Genomic DNA, 24,918 nt, shown 5'->3' on the forward strand with positions numbered 1-24,918 from the left:
TGCCACAATTAAAACCAGAAGACAGTGGGGCCTAAATAGCAGTGCTACCCTATCTAGATTTGGGTTCTAAATTAACTGAAACTAGCTCAAAGCCTGATTAACCCGTGTTAGAAGGCAGAGATTTTTGAGAAGAGTTATAATTCGCAAAGCCTTGGCCAGATAAGCTTTACGAGTTTTGGGAGATGTCTTATGAAATTATTTGCTACATTCCTGCTGTACATGAGCGTTAAATTTGCTGCGTGGGTGTAGGTAGCTTAAGATAATTATCCATCTTTTTTGCCCAAACTTAATTTACTCTATTTCCCAAGCTGCCTGAAAAAAGTCTCTTTCACACAGCATAGCGTAGCGATAGGTTGCTTCTACTTCCGGCCCAGCTTCTGCGTAGCGATCGACCAAACTTTCCAGCCGTTTTGCTAAAATCTCAAAATCAGGGCTGTTATAGGTGGAAATCCAGTCGCTAAAGGCGTGTTCCGGTATATGAGGTTTAGCTAGCTGCTGTCCCAAAAAAGCATACAACCGCAAGCAAGGAGTCATCGCGGCTACTGTCAAACCGACACCGCTTCCCCAGGCTGTGGCTAATAAAAAATCTGTGTAGCGGCGGGTAGCGATTCCCGGTTTAGCCTCTTGCAAGTTTACCCCCCATTTGCCTGCATATCCTTGATGCAACCGAAGTTCTTCTAAAACACCGCTACCGAGATTGTGGAGGATTTCAAACCCCTCCCAGTCGGGTGCTTTTGCTGCAGCGATACTGTAAGCGCGAGCGAAGGCTCCCAGAAAAAATGCGTCTTGTGCAACGTAATATGCAAAACTATTTTGGGGGAGGCTGCCGTCAGCAAGGCCTCTGACAAAGGGATGTTGCAGACAAGCTTCGCTTAAGTCTTGATTTGCTTGCCACAGATAATTGGAGGTTTTCATGCGATTTTTAATCTATCGGTTAAGATTGTAGTTTTTAAATTCCCGCTAAACATCTATGATAACAGATATATTTGGCTTGATTCCATTGGTGGCTCTGGGGCTTTTGTTTCTCATATTTGAGAAAATAGATAATTGTTGGCGCAGCGCTATTTTGTCCGCAGCAATTGTTTGGGGAGTTATTGTTGCTTTATCTACTGAAATTTTAAGTTTATTTAGGTTGCTGACTTTTGAGTGGGTGTTGGCGCTGTGGTTGTTAGCAAATATTATGGGCTTGATGGTTTATCTAAAATTTAAAAGTGTCAAGCCGATTTTTGAGAAAAATCAAGACGAGAAATTTCCTAGTGTCTTAGCGGGATTGGTAGGCGGTGTATTGTTTATTTTTGCTGCAGTTGGTTTAATTGCTGTAGTTGCACCGCCTAACAATTGGGATTCGATGACTTATCACATGAGCCGGGTTGCTCACTGGATGCAAAACCGCACTGTCGAGCATTATCCTACTTCTTACGTGCCGCAGTTGTTTCACCCGCCGGGGGCTGAGTTTGCGATTATGCACTTTCAGATTTTAAGCGGGGGCGATCGCTATGCTAATTTGGTACAGTGGTTGAGTATGGTGGGCAGCGCGATCGCAGTTTCTTTAATTGCTAAGCAACTGGGCGCTAATTTGCGCGGTCAAGTTTTTGCTGCTGTTTTTGCTGCGACTTTGCCGATGGGTATCCTCCAAGGTTCTAGCACTCAAAACGATTATGCTGTATGTTTCTGGGTAGTGTGTTTTGTTTGCTGCGGTTTAGCAGGACTCTGGGCTGGAATCACGGGGTTTAATACTTTCAAAATCGGTGCGAGTTTGGGTCTTGCTCTCTTGACAAAAACGACAGCTTATATATTTTGTTTGCCTTTTATTGTTTGGTTTATTGTAGGAGGAATTAAAGGCTTTCGAGGAAAGATGCTGCAACCTATTTTGATAATAGGCGCTGTCACTTTTGTTTTGAATGTCGGTCACTTTTGGCGAAATTACGATTTGTTCGGTTATGCGATCGGAGCGCCTCAAGATTTTACTAAAGAATATAAAATAGAAGTATTTACGCTGCCAACTTTCCTGTCAAATGTAATTAGAAATTTAGGTATGCAAGCGGGTACGAGGATTTCCCGCATTAACGGTGCGATCGTGGGAGTGATTAACATCCTGCACAGAATATTGGGCGTAGCGACAAACGACGCCCGCATCACTTGGCCTCCCGGACAAGTATTTGCGATCGCCACACCCTCATTTAATGAAAACACAGCTACAAATCCCATTCACTTTTGGCTGATATTTGCCGCAGGCGCACTTATCTTTAAGACCCAAACGTTGAGAAAAACAAAAATAGTAATAACTTATTTAATTGCTGTAATAACTACCTTTTTACTGCTGTGTTTTTTGCTAAAATTGCAGCCTTGGCATGGTCGCCACCACCTGTCAATATTTGTATTATTTTCGCCAATATTTGGATTAGCAGTATCGCAATTATCAAATCATAAAATAGCCAATTATTTGAGCGCAATTCTGATTTTAATGTCGCTTCCTTGGAGTTTTCACAACCAATTGAAACCTCTCCTGGGAGATGGTAACATTTTTAATAGCAGCAGACACGATCTTTACTTTGCAAGCAGACCGAAAATCGAGGTTGCTTACAATACAGCAGTAGATTTTGTTAAATCTCAAAACTGCACGAATATAGGACTGTCATTTTGGGCTAAAAATGTCTGGGAATATCCCTTGTGGGTAATGTTTCCAGAGCCGGGAAAACCAGCACCCCGCATCGAACATATTTCTACTATAGATCCAGTTGTCAAGCAAAAACTAAACTCGGAACCTTACAAAAGTTTTATCCCTTGTGCGATAATTTACTCTGCTACCAAAAATGACGGCAGACAAGGAAAAGACATGGTTGTCAAAAATCAAACTTACGTACAAAAATGGTCGATGGAGCCGCTGAGCGTGTTTGTAAAAAAATAATTTTTTTGATGTGACATTTTAAAACCAGATTTACAAATAGAAACAGCGATGAACAATGCACCTAAATATTCCTTGATAATTCCCATCTATAACGAAGAAGAAAATCTCGCTGAATTGTATCGGCGAATTAGTGCCGTGATGGATCGGCTAGACGGCCCAGTAGAATTAATTTTAATTAATGATGGTAGCCGCGATCGCTCTCTCGAACTTTTGCGAGAATTGCACGAAAAAGATTCGCGAATTTGCTACCTTAGTTTTGCTCGCAATTTCGGTCATCAAATAGCTGTAACTGCTGGTTTAAACTTTTCTACTGGTAAAGTTGTAGTCATCATGGACGGTGATTTGCAAGACCCGCCAGAGCTAATTATAGATATGGTAGAACAGTGGCGGCAGGGCTATCAAGTTGTTTACGCTCAGCGCACTCACCGCCGTCAAGAGGGTTGGTTTAAGCGGTTGCCCGCTTATATGTATTATCGCATTTTGCGGAATCTTGCTGATGTTGATATTCCCATAGATACGGGAGATTTTTGTTTGATGGATAGGTGCGTGGTGGACGTGCTCAATGCGATGCCTGAACGCAACCGCTACATTCGGGGACTGCGCGCTTGGATTGGTTTTAAACAAACGGCGGTTAAGTTTGAACGCGATCCGCGTTTTGCTGGCGATGTTAAGTATACCTTCAGTAAATCTTTTGCTTTGGCGATGAACGGTTTAGTGTCTTTTTCAAAAGTTCCTTTGCAACTGTCGATTTATTTGGGTTTGTTTTCGGCTTTCGTGTCTGTTTTGATGGCTTTTTTGGTTTTGTATTGGCGTCTTTTCTCTGCGGGTTCGGCATTAACTGGTTTGACAATTGTGATTATGGCGGTTTTCTTTTTGGGTGCGGTGCAGTTGGTTAGTATTGGGATTTTGGGCCAGTATATAGGGCGTATTTACGAAGAGGTGAAGGGCCGCCCGCTTTATACGCTGGCAGAAGTGGCTGGTTTCGATCCATTTCGTCAAAAAAATGATAAATAAGCAGGACTTGTTTACCATCTTGATGGCTTAACCCTGCGGTTGTATGGTGCGTCTGCTGAATCACCTGAACCCTGGACAAGCTCCAAAATGCCGGATCGGGATTCATTATTTTCTACCTGATTTAAGCGGAGATAAACTCCTGATGCCATTGTTGAGCGACTCTATCCCAGCCAAATGAATCTTTAAGATATAATGCTTCCTGTCTTAAAGATTCTTGTTTTTCAGGATTTTTTAGCAAGTCTATCACTGCTGCAATAAAAGCATTATTAGTTTCCTCATCGCCAGCAGGTCCCTTAATTCTGATACCTGATTTCACAGTTTCATCTAAACCTGCATAAGTTGTCACCACCGGAACACAACCAGCAGCTTGCGCTTTCCAAGCACTAATACAGAAAATCTCCGCAGCAGTATGACAAGGATAAACCCAGATGCCAGATTTGAATAATTCTTCCACCAATTTTTTGTGTCCAATTCTGCCATGTTCATAGACATTTTTCTGAGCGAAAAGTTGTAAAAGTCGTTCTTTTTTCTCTGGTAATTTTGGAAATCTATCAAGATAAGGTGAATTAATTAAAGCATCAACTCCTTGCCATCCATAAAAAATATGCAATTCAACATCTGGCACTTCTTTGAGAACTTGATCCCATTGAGTCAGTAAATTTTCAATGCCTCTTGTATAATCGCTAATCGAGATTAGTCTCTTGGGATTTCTAGCAATTCCTGTTAAGTTGAAATCTTCCCGATTAATCCCATTGGTTGTTAAAAAAATCTTGTCTTCAGGAATCCAGTCTGGCAGCAGAGATTTATGAAAATTTGACAACATAAAAAGTTTGTCAAAACTTGCCAGAAATTCTAAACGCTGAAACTCTTCTACAGAAGGAAATAATTGCGGGTTGTCGTGCATCCACACCGCAGTTTTTCTGGCTTTCACTTTCATTAGCATAGGTTGTTTCCAAGCCCGATGAAAGATTAAGACATTAAAGTTATCTTGGGGATTAAATTTATCAACAGACTGATAAACTACTCCATTATATTCCCCTTCCATATCACCGCATCGATTAAAAACAGTAACCGCGTAGCCTAACTTAACGAATTCTTGACTTAAGTAAATGATCGCTTCCTCGCTTCCGCCAATACCTTGAGTCACAGATAAAGGAGACCAATCTTCTACATGAAATGGAAAATTGGAATAAATTACAATTGAGTTATTGTCCCAGTTCATATTATTGGAGTTTTACAAAACTTTTGACATAAATATTGTATACTAAACTTATATTTTTGTCAAATAATTTCAAAAATTAAGAGTATTTAATTGTGTGTCACTGACTCACACAACATGGTTAACGTCGAATTTTGATTGATACACACTTTTTCTATGACTATCATCACATCATCAGCAAATAACTGTGCTGTTCGATCGCTTATTACAGGTTGTACATAAATAAAATTGCAAAATAACTGCTCATTTAGCGTGAGAACATCTAACCAAAAACAATCACCACTAATATGGTGAGGAGTAGCAAAGTATAATTTCTTAACCTTTAGCTTATCGGCTTGATGTCGAAATTGAAATTTGCCTCTATTGGAAATTGAAAAAAGATTATTTCTTCCCATAGTATCTTCTTTACTCACCATAGACTTAATCACGAGTTCCTTCATGGTATCCATGTCAAGATTACGTAATTTACCTTGTAGTAGTCGAGTTAGATGGACACCGCTAATTAAAGAATCATGTATTCGGCATTTACATTCTCTAGCTAAATCCCAAAAAGATGTCTTTGGCTCAATTAACTGATTAAAACCGAGCGCAGATATAAAACAACCTAGATTTTGGTCTGTGATTTCAGGCTCACAATATTTTCTCAAATTTACAGGTAAACCATAGGAGAAATTTACCTGTGTATCTATTGATAGTAATTTACCAGCAGCGAATAGCATTGCCGCACACATAGCACCATGCACAGTGGTTTTTTCTTGTTTGCATTTATCAATTAGTATCTTAGTCTTTTCTTGACTAAGGATTCGCGGTAGCATCCGAGTAAAACGTTCGTTTTCGGATGCTTGATGTTCAATAATTAATTGTGGTGGTAGAGTTGGTTGTTCATTTGCGAGTTGATGATTTTCCCTTGGATTTTGACTGGGGATATTATAATTTATTAAAGTTTCTATGGGAGGAATAAATTCTAGTGATTCTACTTGAGATATATTCTTTCCTTCATTAATTAGCTGATAAAAAAATAACAGGTCATCAATAAAGCGCATACATGATATCCCATCTACAATTCCATGATGAAAGGTAATAATCATTTCACAGGTATTTTGATGTTTATGAGAATACAAAATAGTTAAACGACACAGAGGATTTTTGCCTGGTGTGAATTTTGTATGTAGTTCTTTTTCAGCAATTTTAATGGTTTCATTTTCATCTTGTATGTATATAACTTGTACTGGAATTTCCGTTATTCCTGTCGATTGAAAATATAATCCATCCTCACACTCAACAATGTAAACTTGGAGCATGGGATGACGCTGTTGGACTAATTTAAGAGCTTGTTGAAAAACATCCGGTGTTAAAATCCCTTCCAGATAGACAACATTTACAATTAGTCCACCTCCCACCTCATGGCCTAGCGCCATCCACATTTCTACCAAACCAAGTTTTCTGCTCAAAGATTTCATTTTAATTTTCTCGGATTTCAAATTTTATCTACATCTATGCAATTGCTCAATTATCCCAAATTGAGTTGTGTCTCATATCTTAACACAGGCTTCCCTATAGATACTATCTGTTCAATAATATCAGTTGCTCTGCTCTTCCCCCCTGCTTTGTTAATTCCCTATTGTAACCTGAGCGCGTTCCTTTGATAAGAATCTTCTGCCAAGACGTTGTGAATAGCAGTTCTTAGCTTAGACACATTTAACTGCTTGAGAGGTACAGCTTCACCACATCCTGACCCAACTATACGTGCCGCTACCCGTGGTGGATCATTGGAAATAGGAAGGAATTGCTGCCATCGGCACGCCATTAGTTAAAGATTCCCGTGTAATATTCCTCGCACAAGAGTTAATAGGTAGTTCAGCTTTTTTCTAGCAATTCCAATTGCGGTGCATATTCGACAACCAGTGGCGAACCAGGCAGATTTTGCAGGGATTCGGTCGTTGCTGAACCGGCCCAAAAAATCACCTATTCAGGCTCTAAACCTACACAGGCGGCAGCAATTTTATAAAAACTTGCCAATAGGCGATTTGGGATAGTCTCTATTGAAGCGTAAATCAAGGGTTTTCCTGTCAACCAAAGCCCGCCTGCCCGGGCTAATATTTATGAGTTGTAGCCACCTAGGATTGGGTATTACCTCTATTACTTCTGAACGTAGCAATGCTGACATTAGCCGCAAATAATGCTACAATTATAATTGGTGAACTTCTATCTATCTGTCTCTCTTTTTCTTAACTCTGCGTCCTCTATGTTCTCTACGGCATATTAAACAAAATACTTATGTTTAAACTTTACGAGTATTCACCCTCGGGCAATTGCTATAAAGTTCGCTTGCTTTTAACTCTACTTAATATTCCCTTCGATCGCACAGAAATTGATATTCTCCAAGGAAAAAGCCGCACACCTGAGTTTTTGGTCAAAAATCCCAATGGCCGCATTCCGGTGTTAGAAATCGCACCGGGTAAATTTCTGTTTGAATCCAATGCGATTATGTTTTACTTGAGCGAAGAAACTGAGTTTTTCCCCACGGATAAATTTGAACGCGCTCAAGTCATGCAGTGGTTGTTTTTTGAACAGTACAGTCACGAACCTTTTATTGCTACTTCTCGTTTTTGGTATATGACAGGGAAAGCAGAAGAATATCAGGAAGCACTTCAACAAAAACAAGCACCGGGTTATGCTGCTTTGCGGGTGATGGAACAGCATTTAGCAGAAAATGAGTTTTTTGCGGGCGATCGCTATACTATTGCTGACATCGGTTTATTTGCTTACACTCACGTTGCTGGTGAGGGCGGATTTGATTTAACGAGATTTCCGGCAATTCAAACTTGGATCGATCGCGTCAAGAATCAGCCTCGATATATTAGCATAACACAATGAAATTTAATTTAAATGAGGCTAAAAATACTATACGTGTAGAAGATTACCGTTACATTTCTCAGTTGTCCAAAGTCATAACTGCTTCGCCTTGACAACTAAAACTGTACGCGGCTGTAAAACACTCCTTTTACATTCTCGACCGCACTAAAGTAGAACACCACTATCGCCCCCAGAACCAGTATAAAACTCAACGGCAACGAGCGAAATCCGAACAGGGTTCCTAAAGGTGTCCAGGGCATGATGATTGTCACTCCTACGATCGCCAGGGTTGCCATCAACAAGTATTTTCCGGGTTTGCGGCTAAAATCTACCGCTTGAGATTGCTCGCTAGCCCTTTTCGCCATACCATAACTTTATTTTCAATTATTCTGGAGCAAGTAAAAAATGCAAGAGTCCTTTTCCAACTCAGCAGGTCGCCATTTACAGGACGCCCAACTTCTTTTGGTAGAGCAACGGTGGGACAACGCCGTTTACCTAGCAGGTTATGTTGTAGAATGTTGTTTTAAAGTTCTTGTCGAGCAACACTTTAAGCACGATCGAGGCGCAGTAAAAAAATATGGACATGACCTCACTGAACTTGAAGGAAGGGCAATGGAACGCTTGCGGGTTCTCTATCCTATTCTGGATAGGCAACTTCCTACTTCACGAATAGCTGGTAGTGTTCTAGCTCAAAATCATCCAGAGAGGAGATATTCCAAATCTGGAGTTTGGGCTGAAGCTGACGCAACAACTGCCGTTCAACGTGCAGAAGAAATTTACCGAGAAATAATCACCAAATTAGTGCTAAATGGCTCAATTTCTAGCCAGGATATTTAAAAAATGACAATCTCTTTTGGTGAAACTTTCGAGCGAGTGCGGGAATGCTTTAGGGAACAAAGCATTATTAATTCACTCGTACCTAAGCTTGATTCTGTGACAATTATTCGTGATATTAAAGGAAAAATAAGGCTTTTTCTGGAAGCCTTAGAAAACATTAGCATTGCAGAATCAGAAACCAATTATCTTAATACCTCTTTATCTACAAAACTTGGAAGTTACTATGGAAATGATATTTGGCTGCCCGTAAAAAAAGACGGTTATAAAGCTTTAATTGATACTATTAAGAATGAAAGAGTTCTAGCATCTTGGGATGATGAATCAGTGCCTCGCTGGTATATTCTTGAGCGTCACATTGCTAAACAGGCATGGACAAATCAGAACATAGGTACACCACCTTGGCCAGAAGATTTAGTCTATCAAAAGCATAAGCCTGCGATCGTATCTTTTTTCTCTTTCAAAGGAGGTGTAGGACGAACCAGTACCCTGGTTGCTACTGCATTGAGTTTAGCCCGTAACGGTCATCGAGTTGCCATAGTTGACCTCGATTTAGAAGCACCAGGCTTGGCTACAATTTTTTCACGAGATAACTCCAATAATCTAGGGGTAATTGATTATTTATTGGAAAAGAAGATTCAAGAAAATGATTGGAAACTGCGTACTCATCTGATAAGCATTAATGAGCCGACTTTGCTAGGAGAGCAGGGCGGAATCATCCAGTTACTTCCGGCGGGGACGATAGATAAAAATTACTTGGAAAAATTAGCCAGATTGGACTTTCAAAACCTTGTGGATGGTGAACTGCAAAGTACAATGGTGGATATGTTAAGGGAATTAAACAACGAAGCAAAACCATTAGATTTTATTTTGATGGATGCGCGGGCTGGTTTTCACGATATTGGTGGCTTGGCGATTACCGCTCTCTCCCATGCAGCGGTCATCTTTGGAACTCAATCACGCCAAAGTTGGGCTGGACTAACCCATGTTATTCGCCATTTAGCAAGTCCTGGAGTTGAGGAGCGTTTGCCGTTGATTCTTGTACATTCGATGGCTCCAGCGCTCGGAATATCAGGACGAGAAATAGAATTGACAGAATTTCGGGACCAAGCCTACAGCGTTTTTCAAGAAAATTATTACTCTGAAAATGAAACTGTCCCTAATACTAACGATAGAGAAGCACCATTTTTTCCTGTTGTTGTCCCGTATCAGGAGAGCCTACGCGGAGACATAGCTCTATTTTCTCGCAACTCAACTCCAGAAGAATCAAATAGACTGTCAGACCTCGTAACGATAATGACTAATTCTCCTTATCGGGATATTGCAGAAAAATTATGTATACTTTTTGGACGTGAATAAAAAAATGTGGAGCCATTAGAACTATGAGTGAATTTAATAAACAAAAGCTACTCGAATTAATAAGGGATATTGCCCCTGGTCTGGGGACGGCTGAACACGAAAGCGATAATCAGGAGAAATTCTTAAAAAACTTTTTGCCTATACCAGATTATCGTCTTGCTTTAGAACGAAATACATTATTAATACTAGGAGGTCGTGGAGTAGGAAAAACCGAATTATTCCGTTTACTCGCAATCCCTTCAGGACGAGAATCTTTGGTTGAAAGTTTGGAAATTAGATCCTTGCCTGACTTAAGCAAAACGACGTGGATAGCTGGCTTTGGAAGGACTCGCACAGCAGAAAAGCGATTTCCAACGCCAGAGAGTGTTGAAAGGCAAATGGATAAGGCTAAAAATATTGAATGGCGAAGCTTCTGGATTGGTTTAATTTTAGGGGGGTTATTACAGCAAGAAGATTTTAAGTTCAAAGATTTTCTTATTGAACAAATAGAGACAAAAATAGCCAACATTCTTAGAGATGACTTATCTCACTTATCAATTTGGCAACCTATTGTCAATCAAAATCTTGAAAATTTAAATTCTGTCTTAGATAAATTAGATCAAAAACTCATTGAAGCAGATGATTGGTTATTTGTCACTTATGATGAGTTAGATCGATTAGTTGCTTCCTATACTGCCTTAGCAAGTCCAATTCGTGAACTTTTAGCTTTGTGGCTCGATCGGTGGCGACGTTGGGAGAGAATACGACCCAAAATCTTTTTGCGTACCGATCTATTTCGAGAGGATTTTTTGAGTTTTCCTGATGCTTCCAAACTGCAAGCCCATCAATTTCGATTGGAATGGAAACATTCATGGCTTTACCAACTTTTGGTCAAACGACTTGCGAACTCTGGTAATGAAATGACAGAATATTTGCAAAATATCCCAGAGTTGATTATTGAAAACAAAACTGGCTTGGGTTGGACTGCAACATCAAATGAAAAATTGTTTGAAGAACTAATCGAAAGGATGATTGGTAAGTATATGGGGGCTAATGCTAAAAAAGGAATTACCTATCGCTGGATTCCCAATCACCTTCAGGATGCTGGTGGTCGAATTGCGCCACGTTCTTTTCTCAAGTTGTTTGCCTTAGCCGCAGAACGTCGAATGTCACAGCTCTTTCTTGTTGAACAAAATGAATTACTTTTGCAACCGTCTGACTTACAGGGGGCTTTAATGGATACTTCCAATGATAGAATTAGGGAATTACAAGAAGAGTATCCTTGGTTAGAATCTCTCAAGACGAGCTTAGTCAGTCTGACAGCTCCCATGTCCAAGGGAATATTTTTAGAGGCGGTAAAGTCCACCACATGGAGTCCTGAAAAACAACCACCTGTAACTAACCCTGAAGGAATTTTGCAATATTTACTTCAACTTGGAATTGTAGAAAGTCGTTCTGATGGACGAATTAATATGCCTGAAATCTATTTGTATGGATTTCAAGTTAAACGGAAAGGCGGGGTTAAACGTCCCCAGTAGCATAAGACCTGAAAATTAGGTAGAGAAGGTAAAACCTAATTTTTATGCAGCCCAAAATGCCCTAGCTAAAACTCATTTGATATCTAATGCTTTAACCGATAAGTGTTGCGCCTTGACGACTCAAATTTTAGGCGACTGTAAAACCCTCGTTTCACATTCTCGGCAGCAGCAACGTAAAACACCACGATCGCCCCCACAGCACAAAACTCAACGGTAACGTTTGAAATCCGAGCAGCGCTGCCAAAGGTGTCCAGCGAAGGATTATTGTCACTCCAATGGTCGCCAGCATTGCCATCAAATCGAGTGGATTTACATAACCTGACTCAATTGTGACCATTGCTCAAAACAGTTGCTTTAACTTGCACTAATGTCAATAATTTTTCGGCGGCGTTCGAGAGTCCGCCCTCTTGCCAAAACCCTAATAACTCGCTGATAATGACGAGCGTCCCAAAATATGGCATCTGCCGCCTATTGAAGAAAAATCGATCGGATCGCAGCAAAAATTAGAATCAAGATAATCGGACTCTTGAACAGATTAAGCAACAGTATCAATGCGGTCGATTTGTGTTTTTGCTTGAGGCTGTTTGCGCCGTACTCGCTCAGGCGTTGTTTTTCATCTTGACGGCTTAATCCTGCGGTTGTAGAGTGCGTCTGCTGAAGTTCCAGATCTGTGGGTGAGCTCGGAAATGTTAATGGTGGATTCATTATGTTATACCTTATTTTTATTTTTAGTCTTAATGCCTCGAACTAAAGAAGAACCTTAGGCAACTTAATGATGAAGCTTGTCCCCTTGCCCTCTGCACTTTTAACTTCCAGTTTCCCTTTATGCGCCTCAGTAATATTTTTTGCTAAAAATAATCCTAATCCCCAGCCGGTTTGCTCCTCGGCAGAAATGGTTCGACGAAATTGTTGAAATAGGATGGATTGAGCGTCAAGGGCGATCGGATCGCCTTCATTATGGATAGTAAGGCTGATCTGCGTTTCAGTTTGCTGGAGTGTGAGTGTAATCGGCGTACTAGGCGCACCATATTTCACAGCGTTAATTGCTAAATTTTCAATCACCCGCCGTATTTCTTTACGGCTGCAAAAAGCCCAGATATCAGGGTCAGAAACCACAACAAACCGCTCTCCATAGGCGAAGGTCAAATCTTCTACCACCTCTTGGACTAGCATCTCAAAATCGCATTCTTCAAGTTCAATCTTTAAGCTCTGCCCTGCCCGCAGCCGACTTGCATCAAGCAGATTTTGAATCATCGAATCCAGCCGATTGATCGCACCGAGCATCCTCGCGGCCACATCCATGTGGGTATCTCCTCGTTCCAGCCGCCGCAGAGTCAGTTGAGTTCCCATTTTTACGACATTGATGGGATTTCTGAGGTCGTGAGTTAGCGTCACCATAAATAGTTCTTGAATATCTCGCAGCGTTTCGGAGAATTGAGTGGCCGCGTCATTAACGGCTTGCTCAATGGAGCCGATAATAATGTCTCGATCCCGCACTCCTAAAGGTGCTTCTTCTTCTAAAACTTGAAATATTACTTGACGGAGGAGGTGATACTCGAAAATGAGTTGAGTGATAGAGTAGTCAGCATACCCCGCCCGTTCATGCCCATGCAGCTTGCCAATCCGGGTGCTTTCTACCTCGTCGGCTGTGATTCGGGCAGGTGTCCTGTCAATTCTGTTTGAGAGTTCATCTACCAGTTGGTTTAAGTACAGAGGTAGGGAATTTTGCAAGACAAGAGAATTTTGATGCGTTGATGCACCAACTTCCTCACGCGCCCGCTTCTCCCACATCCCCATAATTTTTTCAGAATTTTGTTTAAGACGGTCAGACGCTTCGTTGGACATCGTTTCTGATTTTCTTGAGGACTGGTTGTTGAGACAAGATTTTCTCCCTTATTTATAAGGCCGCGCAAGCAATCTTGCAAGTATAGAGGCAGCCTCAGCCTTTAACAGGTTAGCAAGTAACAGGTCTAAATCTCCTCCTGAAACAGGCTTGAATATCAGTTCCCATTGCGGTAATTTGTACCGACACGGCTTGAATTGATTTTGCACCCGCTAGTTCTGCTTCCTCATTCTCGGCATTCTGACTCACCAATAAATTTGATGCCAAAATCCTAGATAAAGACGATCCAAATGGTGATGCCATCGCTTCTCGGAGAGAATTCAGTCCCCAAATTAGGTCAACATTTAGATGCCAAAGATTACATCTGTTCGAGTTCTATTCCTCTGGTTTCCTGCTGCCAATTAGATTGCACTTAGACACACTTTTTTGATGCTGGGCAACTAACTCATTTTCTCCCACCATGTCCGCAGTTTCGGCGTTTGAGGGGTAATCACTTCAAAATCTGGAGTTTGGGAAATGTAGATAAAGATGGGAATCACGTAGAAATTAGCAATGCTCGCTTCGCTGCCCAGCAGATAGGGGCTACCCGCAGCTAGCGACTCGATCGCCTCTATAGCAGTTGGTGCAGGCGCGATCGCATTTTTGACTGTAGCCTCATCTGTTTGGCCGCCCTGACTCGGCACAATCAGTCGCTCAATCACAATATTTCCAATGGCAGGGCCATAGAAATAGCTATAAATAATCGCCCAGATTTGACGCATCCTAGCTGGGAACAATGAATCGGAAAAGCTCAATTTGCGATCTGCTTTAGGGAAGGGGCACGGAAATGGAAGATCAGCTTCAATAGTGGTATAAAAGTAATGATGGCGATGGAGCTCGCCGAAACCGCCCTTCGTTATTAATAATCTTCATAACGTTTAAAAGGCTGATGGCTCCTACTGTTCCGACTTGTGGCGGAAGGGTAGGATGGTGCGGATGCCTCGATCGATCTTTCCCCTACAAGTCACCTTCATCGATTCAGCTTCAAGGTGGCGTGATGTTAGAAAGTATTATCTGGATTTTATTAATGGGCTTTTTTGTCGGGCAGATTGCTCGACGGCTGAAAGCTCCAGCACTGGTAGGTATGGTGCTGGTGGGCATTTTATTAGGCCCGCAACTGGGGAATGTGATTAGCCCAGAGGTTTTGGGCGCTGCGAATTCCCTTCGCACCATTGCCGTGATGGTGATTTTGATGAAGGCGGGGTTAGGACTCGATCGCGAAAAGCTATCCCAACAGGGAACCGTGGCGCTGCGATTAGGCTTTCTGCCTGCGGCTTGCGAGGGCATCTCTATTGCTGTCGCTGGGATGTGGCTACTTCAGTTTGATTTTTTGACGGGGCTACTGCTAGGCTGCATCATTGGCGCGGAATCTCCAGCAGTAATTGTTCCCGGAATGCTGCGGTTAAAAAGTCTAGGTTGGGGAGTAAAAAAAGGAATTCCCGATGCGATTCTGACTGGAAGTGCCTTGTCAGATGTATTGCTTTTGCTGGTGTTTAGCCTACTGCTAGCATTTCTGTCCCAAGGGAAAGCTACAGCCATTACCTTACTAGGAATCACCCTCAGCCCTCTGCAATTGCTGCCATTTCAAATCCTCATCCAAATTACCTTGGGGGTGCTGTTGGGATGGGTGACTGCTCGAATTTTGGTGTCACTATTAGTCAAGCAAAACTGGACTCAAACTGCGGTTCAGGACTCCCTAGTGGCTGCTGGCTTTGCCCTAGGGCTGGTAGTATCAGCCGAACATATTCCGGTTTTCTCTGGCTATTTGGCTGTCATGGCGGCGGGGTTTTTCCTGATTGAGTTGGATGCGGCTTTAGCACGAAGATTGCGGGGTGGCTTTGACAGTTTGTGGACGATCGCGGAAATTATTTTGTTTGTGCTGCTGGGAGCCAGTATTCAACTTAATGTATTAGGCAATACCTTGCTGGTTGGTCTGTTGGTGTTGGCGATCGGGACTCTGATTGGGCGATCGCTCGGTTTGTATCTTTCCACTTTAGGTAGTAATTGGACTGGGAAAGAACGGCTGTTTTTGCTAGCAGGAAACTCCGCTAAGGCAACGGTACAGGCGGCGATAGGGGCGATTCCCCTAGCTCAGGGCATTGCTGGTGGCGAGACGATTTTGGCGATCGCAGCTCTCTCTATTTTAGTAACCGCTCCCTTGGGTGCTTGGGCAATTCCTACCTTTGCTCCCAAACTATTAGAAAAAGGCGAAGTTGACCCGACCAAAGTAGCTATTTCCGGTCGTCCAGTTTTTCTCGCAGCAGTAGACGCTTCCCCTCTAACAACAGATGTTTTAACTAAGACCGCAGACTTAGCTCGGCGCAGTGATGGAGATGTGATTGTTTTGTATGTAGATAATCTGGGGGATAAAAGCACCAACTTACAATTACAACAACAAGCACAACGAATATTATCAGATATTCGCTATGAGTTCCTGAGTCTTTCGGGTACAGTTCCAGAGGAGATTATCCGCGTGGCGCAAGCTCGGCAAGTGACATATATTGCGATCGGAAAACGAGGGCATCAACCTTGGGAAGAAGTGCTAGTAGGTTCTGTTTCTCAAGCCGTCTTAGAAACCAGTCCTATTCCTGTCATCTTGGTGGAATCTAGTTACAAGTAATCCCAAATATGGGTTTTATCTCCCCTTGATACTCTTCTCCCCTCTCTGCGTCCTCTGCGCCCTCTGCGGTTCATAATCAGGCAATAATTAACGCCGATTTAGGCTCGATCGCAACGAGCCTAAATTTATCCAAAAGAATCCTTCCTTATGAAAAGTCTCCCTCAACTTGAGCAGTTCACAGTCATTCTGCAACTCAGCAAGTGGTTCATTATTTCTTGTATCGTTGGTATGCTTTCCGGCCTTGGTTCCGCCGCTCTCCTCGCATCTTTAGAATGGGCAACCAATTGGCGAGAATCTCATTTATGGGCGATCGCCTTACTACCCCTAGGTGGATTCTTCAGCGGTTGGATTTATCATAAATATGGCAAAAAAGTAGAAGCCGGAAATAATCTTTTACTCGAAAAGATTCATCATCCCCAAAGCATTATTCCCTTACGAATGGCTCCTATGGTGCTGTTAGGGACAAATTTAACCCATTTATTTGGAGGTTCAGCAGGTCGGGAAGGGACAGCCCTACAAATAGCGGCATCCCTTGCCGATCAGTTGACTAAAATATTCGACTTTAAACCCAGGGAGCGCCGAACTTTATTAATGGCGGGGATTAGTGGAGGATTTGCTTCGGTTTTTGGAACTCCCTTAGCTGGAACTATCTTTGGTTTAGAGGTTTTAGCGATTGGTACGATTAACCACAATGCTCTTTTTCCCTGTTTAGTTGCAGCAGTGGTGGGCGATCGCATTACCTTAAATCTGGGGTTGCATCACACCCCATACCGCCACGCTCCGCTTGTACCAAGCATAACTCCAATGGGGCTAGTTTATGCAATTATAGCTGGCATAATTTTCGGCATTATAGCGATGATTTTTGCGAAACTAACTCATCAAATTAGCCACTTCTTTAAAGCTCAGATTTCCTACCCTCCTTTACGCCCGGCAATCGGCGGTGTTATTGTCGCCTTGACTGTTTGGGCGATCGGCTCAACTAAGTATATCGGTCTTGGTATTCCTACCATTGTCGATGCGTTTTACACTCAGTTACCGCCTTGGGATTTTGCGGCAAAAATAGGTTTAACGGCGTTGACATTAGGGGCTGGTTTTAAGGGCGGTGAAGTTACTCCTCTATTTTTTATTGGCGCCACATTAGGCAATGCTTTGTCATTAATCTTGGGATTACCAGCACCTTTATTGGCAGGAATGGGATTTGTTGGAGTCTTTGGTGGCGCTGCCAATACACCGATCGCTGCAACTTTAATGGGAATTGAACTTTTTGGACTAGAATCTGGGGTGTTTGTGGCGATCGCTTGTGTGATGAGCTACCTTTTTTCAGGTGATGCTGGCATCTATAGCTCACAGCGTCTTGGCGCTGGAAAATACCATTTTATGCCCACGAAAAAAGGGCAAAAGTCGGAAAAATCCGCCCAGGAAATCGCTCCCAAATCAGAATAAAATGTTAAAATAATTAATTAATTTCATGACTTACATTAATAGCAGAAACTATTGATTTTTGGAGCGTAGTCACGTCAGCGCGATCGATGATTTTTCTCTGTCAAGTTCATCGCCCCAATGAATTATTTGATTGTTACGCAGCAAGATACCACTACTTGAGATGTTTGCGGTCTAACTCGTCCGCAATACCTTCCTGGCTGCCACGTTCAATCATATCTGCCTGAGACCTGAATGCGGTTTAGTCTAGTGTCCGGTGAGTAAAGAAAGCGATCGCCCAAAAAAATCCTTGTTTAGGTAAAATGACAGCGATCACCTATTTCCTCCCCATAGTTATCTCCCAGTTAATTTAGGCAGACCAAGATTCGCGAAAGTCAGCATAGAGGGTCAATCCACCATCAATATAGAGCGTTTGTCCCGTAATGTAAGCCGCTTCATCTGATGCCAGAAATGCCGCTGCTGCAGCCATTTCCTCCGATGTGCCTGCCCGCCCCATTGGGATATGGCTTTCAACCACTGCCTTTTGTTCTGGATTGTCAGTCCAGCTTTCATTAATCGGTGTAATTGTTGCACCGGGCGCAATAGCATTGACGCGGATGCCTCGGTTTGCGTATTCCAACGCTAGGGTTTTAGTCAGATTTCCCATGCCGCCTTTGCTGATGGAATAGCTGATATACATCGGGCGGGGAATGACTTCATGCACACTCGAAATATTGATAATCACCCCAGAGCGCTGCTGCTCTAACAGATGCTTAATAGTTTCCCGCGCACAGAGATATGCACCTCGCAAATTGACTGCCATCACGCGATCGAATTCATCAGTTGGCACTTCATGGGATGCGCTTTCTGTTTGAATCCCAGCATTATTAATCAGGATATCCAGACTACCAAATCTATCAATGACACTATTCACCATACGAAGGATGTCGTCTTCTTTGGAGACATCTCCCTGAACTAATAGCGTTTCCACCCCGCATTCGGATGCTTGTCCGCAGGCTTTTTGCAGAGCGATTTCTTCAGTATCTTCTGCTTCTTCTAAGCTTTTGCGATAGTTAACGGCAATGTTGCAACCTTCTTGAGCGAGACGAATGGCGATCGCCTGCCCAATGCCTGAACTCGCTCCAGTAATGAGTGCGTTTTTTCCCTTTAAACCTTTCATAATTGCTCTCCCAGAGATTTAAAACAAAATATCTTAACCGAAACCTCACCACAACTAGCTTCAACATCAACCAGAAGGTTGTTCTGTCTTTTCCCCACGTATTTCATCAATATCCAGGATGCCGATCACCACGCCCGCGATCGGGAGCGACAGAAAAACTCCGACCAATCCAGCGACTCGCGCCCCCACTAATAGCGCAAAGAACATAATGACTGGATTTATATTAATGGAGCCTTGCATAATATAATACGGGGCATAAGTAAGTTTTCTTCAACCTGCTGTAAAACAATGCAACCCACTAAAACTTTCAAACTGAGCATAATTCCTTGAGGCAGAATAATCAGGCTGATTAGGCTAATCCCAATCGTTGCGCCAATACCGGGAATCAGGCCAAATGCGCCTGCGACTGCAGCCATAACCAGCGCATTGGAAATATCCCGCAAAATAAACACCACAAAGGTAGAGATGCCGAAAAAGATTGATAACAGCAACCGACCTCAAAAGAAACCGAGAAAATTATTTTGAATTGCGCGTATCAAATCATCGCGTAAGCCTGGTGGAAAGAGCCTCACAATCAGATTCCCTAGTCGTCTACCATCTAGCAGCCTAAAGAAACTAACCACCGCAATCACAATCACATCTAGCAAATTCAATAACAGATTTGGCACTGTGGAAAAACCCATGCCAATGATGCCGAGGACTTGTTGGCGCAGTTGTGCCTCAAAGGTGCTGAAATCGATCGTAATATTGCGCTTTAGCAGAAACGATTGAAGTGTTTCCAACAGTGCGATCGCCTAGACTAAAAATTGAGGAGCCTGTTCTAATAAATGCTTTGCTTGGGAAAGGGTAGCTAATCCTTACGTTGCCATTAACCCACCTAGAAGCTACAAAGCCAGTAAAAACACCAGCACTACCCCTACGCAACGAGGGGTGAAATGAGATACAAATTTGACTGGAGAGTTCAGCAGAAAGGCGAGAATAGCTGCAAAAATAAAAACAATCAGAACCGTTTCAAAATATGCTAACGCCTGCACGATCGCCCAGCCAAGCGCAAAGACTAGCAGGTAGCGAATGAGTTGAGCATTGTTCAGGTGTTCCCACATCCGATTGGTGTTAATTTTTGGATTGTCCTTTACAGCCTGTCAACCTCTCCACCGTTCCTCATCCGCCTGATTAAAGGTTTTGCTATACCTTATTGATTTGATTTATGCTTACCTAATTATTGAAGTTTCCACGCAATCAGACCAACAAGCGCAATCAGACCTAATGCTCTACGAAAGTAATTAACGCCTTGAAATAATTCTTCCCAAGCCCAAGTAAACAAAGAGCCAAAGGCTACTATATCCAACGCTAAATTAATTTGCCCTGTTGTAACAATGAGCTTTAATAAACTAGCTACAATCCCCACACTCAGTGGTAGATTTGGCGGCTGAGCTATAACAATGTTGCCTTCGCTGTCGCGGAATGTGCGATCGAACAATGTGTTTTCCATGAGTTTCTCGTGTCAATCTAATAAATAGGACCAGGTTAACCTTCAATACTGCGAGCCTTTTCGGGAACGATACTACAAGCTTTAGAGGACAAGGATCATAAAAAACTCGAATTAAATGCAAGTCAGGAGTGGAGATGACATTGATTTAATTATCCACAGTGGATCAAAGTCCTAGAAATTTAGCCACTAAATCATATAAAAACTGTTAACGTTTTGAACAGTTAAATATGGAATTTATCCTGCGTCGAGTTTTTTTTATCCCCTATCATGAATTTATTTGGCTTGTTTTTACCATCCTTTTAAAGGCTTTTTATTTTAGTGGTTAAAGGGTATTTTTATAGTAAAATTACAAATTTTAAATATCATCTCTCGGTTGGAATAGTTTAGAGTAAAAGGTTATCTATAATTGGACAGACATCATCGTTTCTCTAGTATCGCATCGAGAGCGATCGACTTCATGCTCAAATCCAAGGTCAGCAATTCACAGGCCTAAACCTTTTCGTCAAGCAGGCTTGAACCTTGGCAGTGCAGTAATTTCTGTTTCCACAGCTTGAATTGTTCTGTAGCCGCTATTTCTGCTCGATCGCTCTCAGCATCCTGACTCACAAAAAATGTGGTCAGCGCTGCTGTCAAATAACCACATACGCCGATCGCACACAACGCCAGGAAAAAACAAAGCACCTGCCCTTGGGCTGTTTTCGGAAAGTAATCAGAGGCGATCGTGCTCATCAACATTCCCGTCAACCACAGCGCGGTGCCATAGTCATTAATGCCAGCACTACCATTAGGAAATTCGCACTCAAACGCCTAACTTCCAGCCACTCCAATTAGGGTGACGATCGCTATCAGTTTACAGAATAATCCAGAATTCAGTAGCCAGAATAAATTCTGTGCGACAGGATGGAGAATCGAGGTTGAAAACCCCTAGGGGGGTGACAAAGAGGCTTAGGAGATAGACCGAATCAGGGTTGCAGCCCGCATACCTTGTGGATAAAAACAGCGTTTATTTCGAGTTAACTTGATTAACTGTTCCACCTCAGAAGAATATTGTTCGAGATAATTAACCCACTTTTCTCCATCTGGCGCCAACACCAAATGTACTCCGTATTCGATATTTTTTTTAGGTTATTGACGCCGAAATACATATTTTCATGCCTGCTTTTTCCGAATTTCAATGCCTTCAAATATTGCCAAACTGTAGGCGAGTGTCACGAACATAATTATGTTAATCAATCGGTTGCCTTTTAAGCTAGTTCTTTCCCGATCGTAGCCTCCTGTTTGACAATCTCGAAACATTTCTTCAATGCCCATCCGTTGCTTGTAAGCATCGTGAAGCGAAGCTATCCCGTAGGGAATCGCTGCCGGCAATGACCCTAAACCTGTGAGAATAAACCACGCTTCATCAACCTGCCATGCCCCAGATTTTCTTTTCCACTTACAAGCAACATCAAATCCAGTTGCAGGTTTAGTTTTTCTCACTCTTTTACCTTGACAATATCAAGAGATTCCACAGCAGGATTCCTAATTCATCTAACCGTTACCAAAATAAATGTTTTATTTCGATACAATGATTCCTCTTGAGTCTTAATTAAACCAAAAAACACACCCTTTTCCTTCAGCCAGTTTCCTAAGTCGAACTCGCAAAATTCCCGGTTTCCTAAAACGATGACTTTATCTTCTGAAAAGAATGGTAAAATTTGCCGTAGATTTGTAGTTTGTTCCTCGAAGTTGCTGCTGCCCAAATTGGGCAACAATGACCAGTATAATGGAATTGCTCTTCGCTTCCAGATTAAGCTAACTAACCATGAAGAGATTAATACACCCATTGACTGAGCTCGATTGATATTGATAAGCTTTGACCAACACGGCAATAAGTGGTCAACCAATCAGTTCAGTAATTAATGGGAACCAAATTAATTCGATCGTTAAGTTCGGCAAATCTAAAAACTTTTGTAATTTACGTCGCCGACTTTCGGCTGTAATTAGACAGGGAAATACTCGGGATAGCCGTTCTAATTTCACTTGTTTTTCAGATTTCATCAAGGATACTTGGTTGTTATCATCAAAAGCTGAGATGGCGTCAGGTATTTTTGTAAATGAGTCGGGTAGAATCTTCGTATCATTATTTTTTTGGATAAGCAAGCGTTTAACAATTCTGTTGCCTATCTTTTTTTACCACAAGTTAACTCAATCCTTACTAACTATGGGTTTCCGGCGGTTTGTCACCCCCCCAGGAGGCACAATATTCATAAATAAAATTGATGGTGGGTAGAGATGGGCGGGCTTCATCCATAGACAGCAACTGAGTTTGGGTCGTTTTCGGCTATTATACTCCCATCAGAGTGACCCAAGAGCAATAAATTGTATGTTGAAATTGTCGAAAGGGTTGTAGAGTATGAGGTGTAGGGTGTAGGCGCATGCAAATTAAATTCTGATTAACTTATCTTAGGTATCAATGTCGGGAGAAGTCACTATGCTTGGTAAATCAAGGATGCCCTTATCACCTAGACTTTTCACAAAAATTTCCCTACAAATAATGCTAATTGTTCCATTTGTTGTCCAAACAGTTGGAGCAGTGGCTGTTGTTGGTTATCTTTCCTATAGAAACGGTCAAAAAGCAGTAAATGATGTAGCTACTCAGTTGGAGAATGATATTAACGAGCGCATCAAGGAAAATCTAAGTGATCTGGTTGCTATTCCCTTTCAATGCTTTGAAAGCTATGATGCAACTCTGAGCCAAAACCGCATCGATCTTAATAATGGGAGAGATGTAGAGAAGTTTCTATGGCGACAACTCTCCGCCTTTCCCCATGTTGCTGCCACAGGTTTTGTTAGCGCCAATCAGGAGTTTTTTGGTGCTGAACGGCAGGAGGATGGCGCGATCGTCATCCGTGCTTCGGAGGTAGAAAATAACCACACTTTGACTACCTATACCACCAGTCCAGAGGGGGAACGCCGGGAAATTACCAACGCCGGGAAACCTAATTGGGACCCCCGCCAACGCCCCTACTATAAAATTCCCGTCCAGCAAAAGCAAGGTGTTTGGGGAACAGTGTATCCCCACATTACAGGTGAATCCTTATATATTGCGGCTGGCAAACCCATATATACCAAGACTGGAGCTCTCCAAGGAGTGTGGATGACAAACTTAAATCTGGTAATGTTTGGGGATTTTTTAAGCAAACTCAAAATCGGTAAAACTGGGCAAAGTTTTATTCTGGAACGTTCTGGAGAAATGATTGCCACCTCTACAGAGGAAAAGCCCTTTAAAAATTACCCAGAAAAGGTTGTCGAACTGCCAGAGCAACGAGTTGAACGACTCAAGGTAGCCAATAGTAGCAATGCCATCACCCAAAAAGCAAGTCAAGCTTTGCTAGAGCAGTTTCATGATTTTCAAAATATCCAAGCATCTCATCAACTGAAATTTACCGTCGATGGTAAAAATTATTTCGTCCAAGTCGATCCTTTTCGAGATAGTAAAGGTATTGACTGGTTGGTGGTGGTGACTATTCCAGAAGCAGACTTTATGAATCAGATTAATGCCAATACTCAGACTACAATCCTGCTCTGTTTAGCAACTTTGATTTTGGCAATTTTGTTGGGTATCCTGACCGCTCGCCGGATTATCCGTCCTGTGGAGCGGATCACCAGTGCTTCGGAAGCGATCGCTGCGGGCAATCTCAACCAACAAGTGGAGGTTAGTTCCATCATTGAACTTGGCCAATTAGCCAACGTTTTTAACGGCATGACAAAACAACTGAAGGATTCTCTAGATGCCCTCCATTTGGCAAATGAAGAGTTGGAATTTAGAGTGGAGCAAAGAACTGGAGAACTGCGCCAAGAAAAAGAAAAGTCAGAACAATTACTTTTGAATATCTTACCTGCGGAAATTGCCGAGCGCCTCATGCGGACTAATGAATCCCCTGCTGAACATTTTGAAGAAGCCACGATTTTGTTTGCGGATATCGTAGGTTTTACCACTATCTCAGCACGGATAGAGCCGTTGCAATTGGTAGCAGGTTTGAACCAAATTTTCTCTGCCTTCGATCAACTCACTGAAAAGTATGGCTTAGAGAAAATTAAAACCATTGGGGATGCCTACATGGTAGTTGGTGGTTTACCCGCTTCTCGACCGGATCATTGCGAAGCGATCGCCAACATGGCGTTGGATATGAAAGCCTATATGGAAAACGTGAAGAATATTTTTGGGGAATCTCTACAAATTCGGATCGGGATTAATACGGGTCCTGTAATTGCGGGAGTAATTGGGATTAAGAAATTTATCTATGACCTCTGGGGTGATGCGGTGAATATCGCCTCAAGGATGGAATCCCACGGCAAACCGGGATACATTCAAGTCACCGATGCGACTTATCTCAAATTACAGAATAAATACTTACTAGAGCCAAGGGGTACGATCGAGGTCAAGGGAAGAGGAGAAATGATGACCTATTGGCTTTTGGGTCGGCGGGAAGGAATATTAGCCACTAGCACTGGAGAGGTGAATAAGTGTTAAAATAACGTTAACTAAGGGTTATTTTAAATCAATAAATCTCTCAATATTTTGGTCGAATTATCAACAATAAATATCTCAAAGTCTGGTTTTATCGTACATACT

The 24,918-nt window shown here is 42.2% G+C and carries 28 protein-coding genes and 1 riboswitch; of the genes, 9 read left to right on the forward strand and 19 right to left on the reverse strand.

What is annotated here, in order from left to right; all coding sequences use genetic code 11:
* Positions 1-291 precede the first annotated feature (291 nt).
* Positions 292-915, reverse strand: coding sequence for a TenA family protein (locus QUB14_RS04665; RefSeq protein ID WP_333215588.1), 624 nt, complete (start codon positions 913-915; stop codon positions 292-294).
* 55 nt (positions 916-970) lie between these two features.
* Between QUB14_RS04665 and QUB14_RS04670 the strand changes: the two genes are divergently transcribed.
* Positions 971-2,908, forward strand: a complete 1,938-nt coding sequence (locus QUB14_RS04670; protein WP_333215586.1) for a hypothetical protein — start codon at positions 971-973, stop codon at positions 2,906-2,908.
* A 48-nt stretch (positions 2,909-2,956) separates the two neighbouring features.
* Positions 2,957-3,922 carry a glycosyltransferase family 2 protein gene (locus QUB14_RS04675; protein WP_333215584.1) on the forward strand — a complete coding sequence of 322 codons (966 nt, stop codon included), beginning with the start codon at positions 2,957-2,959 and terminating at the stop codon, positions 3,920-3,922.
* A 121-nt stretch (positions 3,923-4,043) separates the two neighbouring features.
* Here the strand turns inward: QUB14_RS04675 and QUB14_RS04680 are convergent, their stop codons facing one another.
* Both QUB14_RS04680 and QUB14_RS04685 read right to left on the reverse strand, forming a co-directional pair.
* On the reverse strand, positions 4,044-5,144 hold the full coding sequence (locus tag QUB14_RS04680; protein WP_333215582.1) for a glycosyltransferase family 4 protein: 1,101 nt from the start codon (positions 5,142-5,144) through the stop codon (positions 4,044-4,046).
* Between the two features lie 86 nt (positions 5,145-5,230).
* Positions 5,231-6,601 carry a condensation domain-containing protein gene (locus QUB14_RS04685; protein ID WP_333215580.1) on the reverse strand — a complete coding sequence of 457 codons (1,371 nt, stop codon included), beginning with the start codon at positions 6,599-6,601 and terminating at the stop codon, positions 5,231-5,233.
* Between the two features lie 817 nt (positions 6,602-7,418).
* Here QUB14_RS04685 and QUB14_RS04690 point away from each other — a divergent pair.
* Positions 7,419-8,018, forward strand: coding sequence for a glutathione S-transferase family protein (locus QUB14_RS04690; protein ID WP_333215578.1), 600 nt, complete (start codon positions 7,419-7,421; stop codon positions 8,016-8,018).
* A gap of 95 nt (positions 8,019-8,113) precedes the next feature.
* On the opposite strand, the gene QUB14_RS04695 is transcribed toward QUB14_RS04690, so the two are convergent.
* Positions 8,114-8,362: a cation transporting ATPase C-terminal domain-containing protein gene (locus tag QUB14_RS04695; RefSeq protein ID WP_333215577.1), complete on the reverse strand. Its 249-nt coding sequence runs from the start codon at positions 8,360-8,362 to the stop codon at positions 8,114-8,116.
* Between the two features lie 40 nt (positions 8,363-8,402).
* Between QUB14_RS04695 and QUB14_RS04700 the strand changes: the two genes are divergently transcribed.
* From QUB14_RS04700 to QUB14_RS04710, 3 genes are read left to right on the forward strand one after another with little or no spacing between them, the layout of a single operon-like run.
* The gene (locus QUB14_RS04700) at positions 8,403-8,834 is read left to right on the forward strand and encodes a HEPN domain-containing protein (protein ID WP_333215575.1); all 432 of its coding nucleotides are present in this window, start codon (positions 8,403-8,405) and stop codon (positions 8,832-8,834) included.
* 3 nt (positions 8,835-8,837) lie between these two features.
* Positions 8,838-10,190, forward strand: coding sequence for a KGGVGR-motif variant AAA ATPase (locus QUB14_RS04705; RefSeq protein ID WP_333215573.1), 1,353 nt, complete (start codon positions 8,838-8,840; stop codon positions 10,188-10,190).
* Positions 10,191-10,213: 23 nt separating this feature from the next.
* Entirely contained in the window at positions 10,214-11,707 is a 1,494-nt protein-coding gene (locus QUB14_RS04710) for a P-loop ATPase, Sll1717 family (protein WP_333215571.1), read from the forward strand.
* Positions 11,708-11,858: 151 nt separating this feature from the next.
* Here the strand turns inward: QUB14_RS04710 and QUB14_RS04715 are convergent, their stop codons facing one another.
* The 6 genes from QUB14_RS04715 to QUB14_RS04735 form a co-directional block, all read right to left on the reverse strand.
* On the reverse strand, positions 11,859-12,044 hold the full coding sequence (locus QUB14_RS04715) for a cytochrome b6-f complex subunit PetN (protein ID WP_333215569.1): 186 nt from the start codon (positions 12,042-12,044) through the stop codon (positions 11,859-11,861).
* Complete coding sequence (locus QUB14_RS04720) at positions 12,031-12,168, reverse strand: hypothetical protein (RefSeq protein WP_333297091.1); 138 nt, start codon at positions 12,166-12,168, stop codon at positions 12,031-12,033. The genes QUB14_RS04715 and QUB14_RS04720 overlap by 14 nt, the downstream gene beginning before the upstream one ends.
* A gap of 7 nt (positions 12,169-12,175) precedes the next feature.
* Entirely contained in the window at positions 12,176-12,412 is a 237-nt protein-coding gene (locus QUB14_RS28700) for a cation-transporting P-type ATPase (protein WP_445251816.1), read from the reverse strand.
* 42 nt (positions 12,413-12,454) lie between these two features.
* Entirely contained in the window at positions 12,455-13,552 is a 1,098-nt protein-coding gene (locus QUB14_RS04725; protein WP_333215567.1) for a HAMP domain-containing sensor histidine kinase, read from the reverse strand.
* Between the two features lie 109 nt (positions 13,553-13,661).
* A complete protein-coding gene (locus QUB14_RS04730) occupies positions 13,662-13,853 on the reverse strand; it encodes a hypothetical protein (RefSeq protein ID WP_333215566.1) in 192 nt (63 codons plus the stop codon).
* Between the two features lie 137 nt (positions 13,854-13,990).
* Positions 13,991-14,311, reverse strand: a complete 321-nt coding sequence (locus QUB14_RS04735; protein ID WP_333215564.1) for a glutathione binding-like protein — start codon at positions 14,309-14,311, stop codon at positions 13,991-13,993.
* 95 nt (positions 14,312-14,406) lie between these two features.
* Positions 14,407-14,495, forward strand: a riboswitch (Fluoride riboswitch).
* Positions 14,496-14,586: 91 nt separating this feature from the next.
* Between QUB14_RS04735 and QUB14_RS04740 the strand changes: the two genes are divergently transcribed.
* Positions 14,587-16,209, forward strand: a complete 1,623-nt coding sequence (locus QUB14_RS04740; protein WP_333215595.1) for a cation:proton antiporter — start codon at positions 14,587-14,589, stop codon at positions 16,207-16,209.
* A gap of 147 nt (positions 16,210-16,356) precedes the next feature.
* The gene (locus QUB14_RS04745; RefSeq protein ID WP_333215562.1) at positions 16,357-17,652 is read left to right on the forward strand and encodes a voltage-gated chloride channel family protein; all 1,296 of its coding nucleotides are present in this window, start codon (positions 16,357-16,359) and stop codon (positions 17,650-17,652) included.
* 346 nt (positions 17,653-17,998) lie between these two features.
* On the opposite strand, the gene QUB14_RS04750 is transcribed toward QUB14_RS04745, so the two are convergent.
* The 9 genes from QUB14_RS04750 to QUB14_RS04790 all read right to left on the reverse strand — a co-directional run bounded on the left by QUB14_RS04750 (position 17,999) and on the right by QUB14_RS04790 (position 22,126).
* Complete coding sequence (locus tag QUB14_RS04750) at positions 17,999-18,808, reverse strand: glucose 1-dehydrogenase (RefSeq protein WP_333215560.1); 810 nt, start codon at positions 18,806-18,808, stop codon at positions 17,999-18,001.
* 66 nt (positions 18,809-18,874) lie between these two features.
* Complete coding sequence (locus QUB14_RS04755; RefSeq protein ID WP_333215558.1) at positions 18,875-19,015, reverse strand: hypothetical protein; 141 nt, start codon at positions 19,013-19,015, stop codon at positions 18,875-18,877.
* An 11-nt stretch (positions 19,016-19,026) separates the two neighbouring features.
* Positions 19,027-19,299, reverse strand: coding sequence for an AI-2E family transporter (locus tag QUB14_RS04760; protein WP_333215556.1), 273 nt, complete (start codon positions 19,297-19,299; stop codon positions 19,027-19,029).
* Between the two features lie 6 nt (positions 19,300-19,305).
* Entirely contained in the window at positions 19,306-19,590 is a 285-nt protein-coding gene (locus QUB14_RS04765; protein ID WP_333215554.1) for a hypothetical protein, read from the reverse strand.
* A gap of 102 nt (positions 19,591-19,692) precedes the next feature.
* Positions 19,693-19,911 carry a hypothetical protein gene (locus QUB14_RS04770; RefSeq protein ID WP_333215552.1) on the reverse strand — a complete coding sequence of 73 codons (219 nt, stop codon included), beginning with the start codon at positions 19,909-19,911 and terminating at the stop codon, positions 19,693-19,695.
* A gap of 116 nt (positions 19,912-20,027) precedes the next feature.
* Positions 20,028-20,300: a hypothetical protein gene (locus tag QUB14_RS04775; protein WP_190663790.1), complete on the reverse strand. Its 273-nt coding sequence runs from the start codon at positions 20,298-20,300 to the stop codon at positions 20,028-20,030.
* Positions 20,301-20,789: 489 nt separating this feature from the next.
* The gene (locus QUB14_RS04780; RefSeq protein ID WP_333215594.1) at positions 20,790-21,071 is read right to left on the reverse strand and encodes a potassium channel family protein; all 282 of its coding nucleotides are present in this window, start codon (positions 21,069-21,071) and stop codon (positions 20,790-20,792) included.
* 378 nt (positions 21,072-21,449) lie between these two features.
* Positions 21,450-21,779, reverse strand: a complete 330-nt coding sequence (locus tag QUB14_RS04785) for a hypothetical protein (protein ID WP_333215549.1) — start codon at positions 21,777-21,779, stop codon at positions 21,450-21,452.
* Between the two features lie 47 nt (positions 21,780-21,826).
* Positions 21,827-22,126 carry a hypothetical protein gene (locus tag QUB14_RS04790; RefSeq protein WP_333297093.1) on the reverse strand — a complete coding sequence of 100 codons (300 nt, stop codon included), beginning with the start codon at positions 22,124-22,126 and terminating at the stop codon, positions 21,827-21,829.
* 665 nt (positions 22,127-22,791) lie between these two features.
* Here QUB14_RS04790 and QUB14_RS04795 point away from each other — a divergent pair.
* A complete protein-coding gene (locus tag QUB14_RS04795; protein WP_445251815.1) occupies positions 22,792-24,816 on the forward strand; it encodes an adenylate/guanylate cyclase domain-containing protein in 2,025 nt (674 codons plus the stop codon).
* Positions 24,817-24,918: the final 102 nt, after the last annotated feature.

The sequence above is a fragment of the Microcoleus sp. B3-D2 genome (assembly GCF_036705345.1).
Lineage (GTDB): Bacteria > Cyanobacteriota > Cyanobacteriia > Cyanobacteriales > Microcoleaceae > Microcoleus.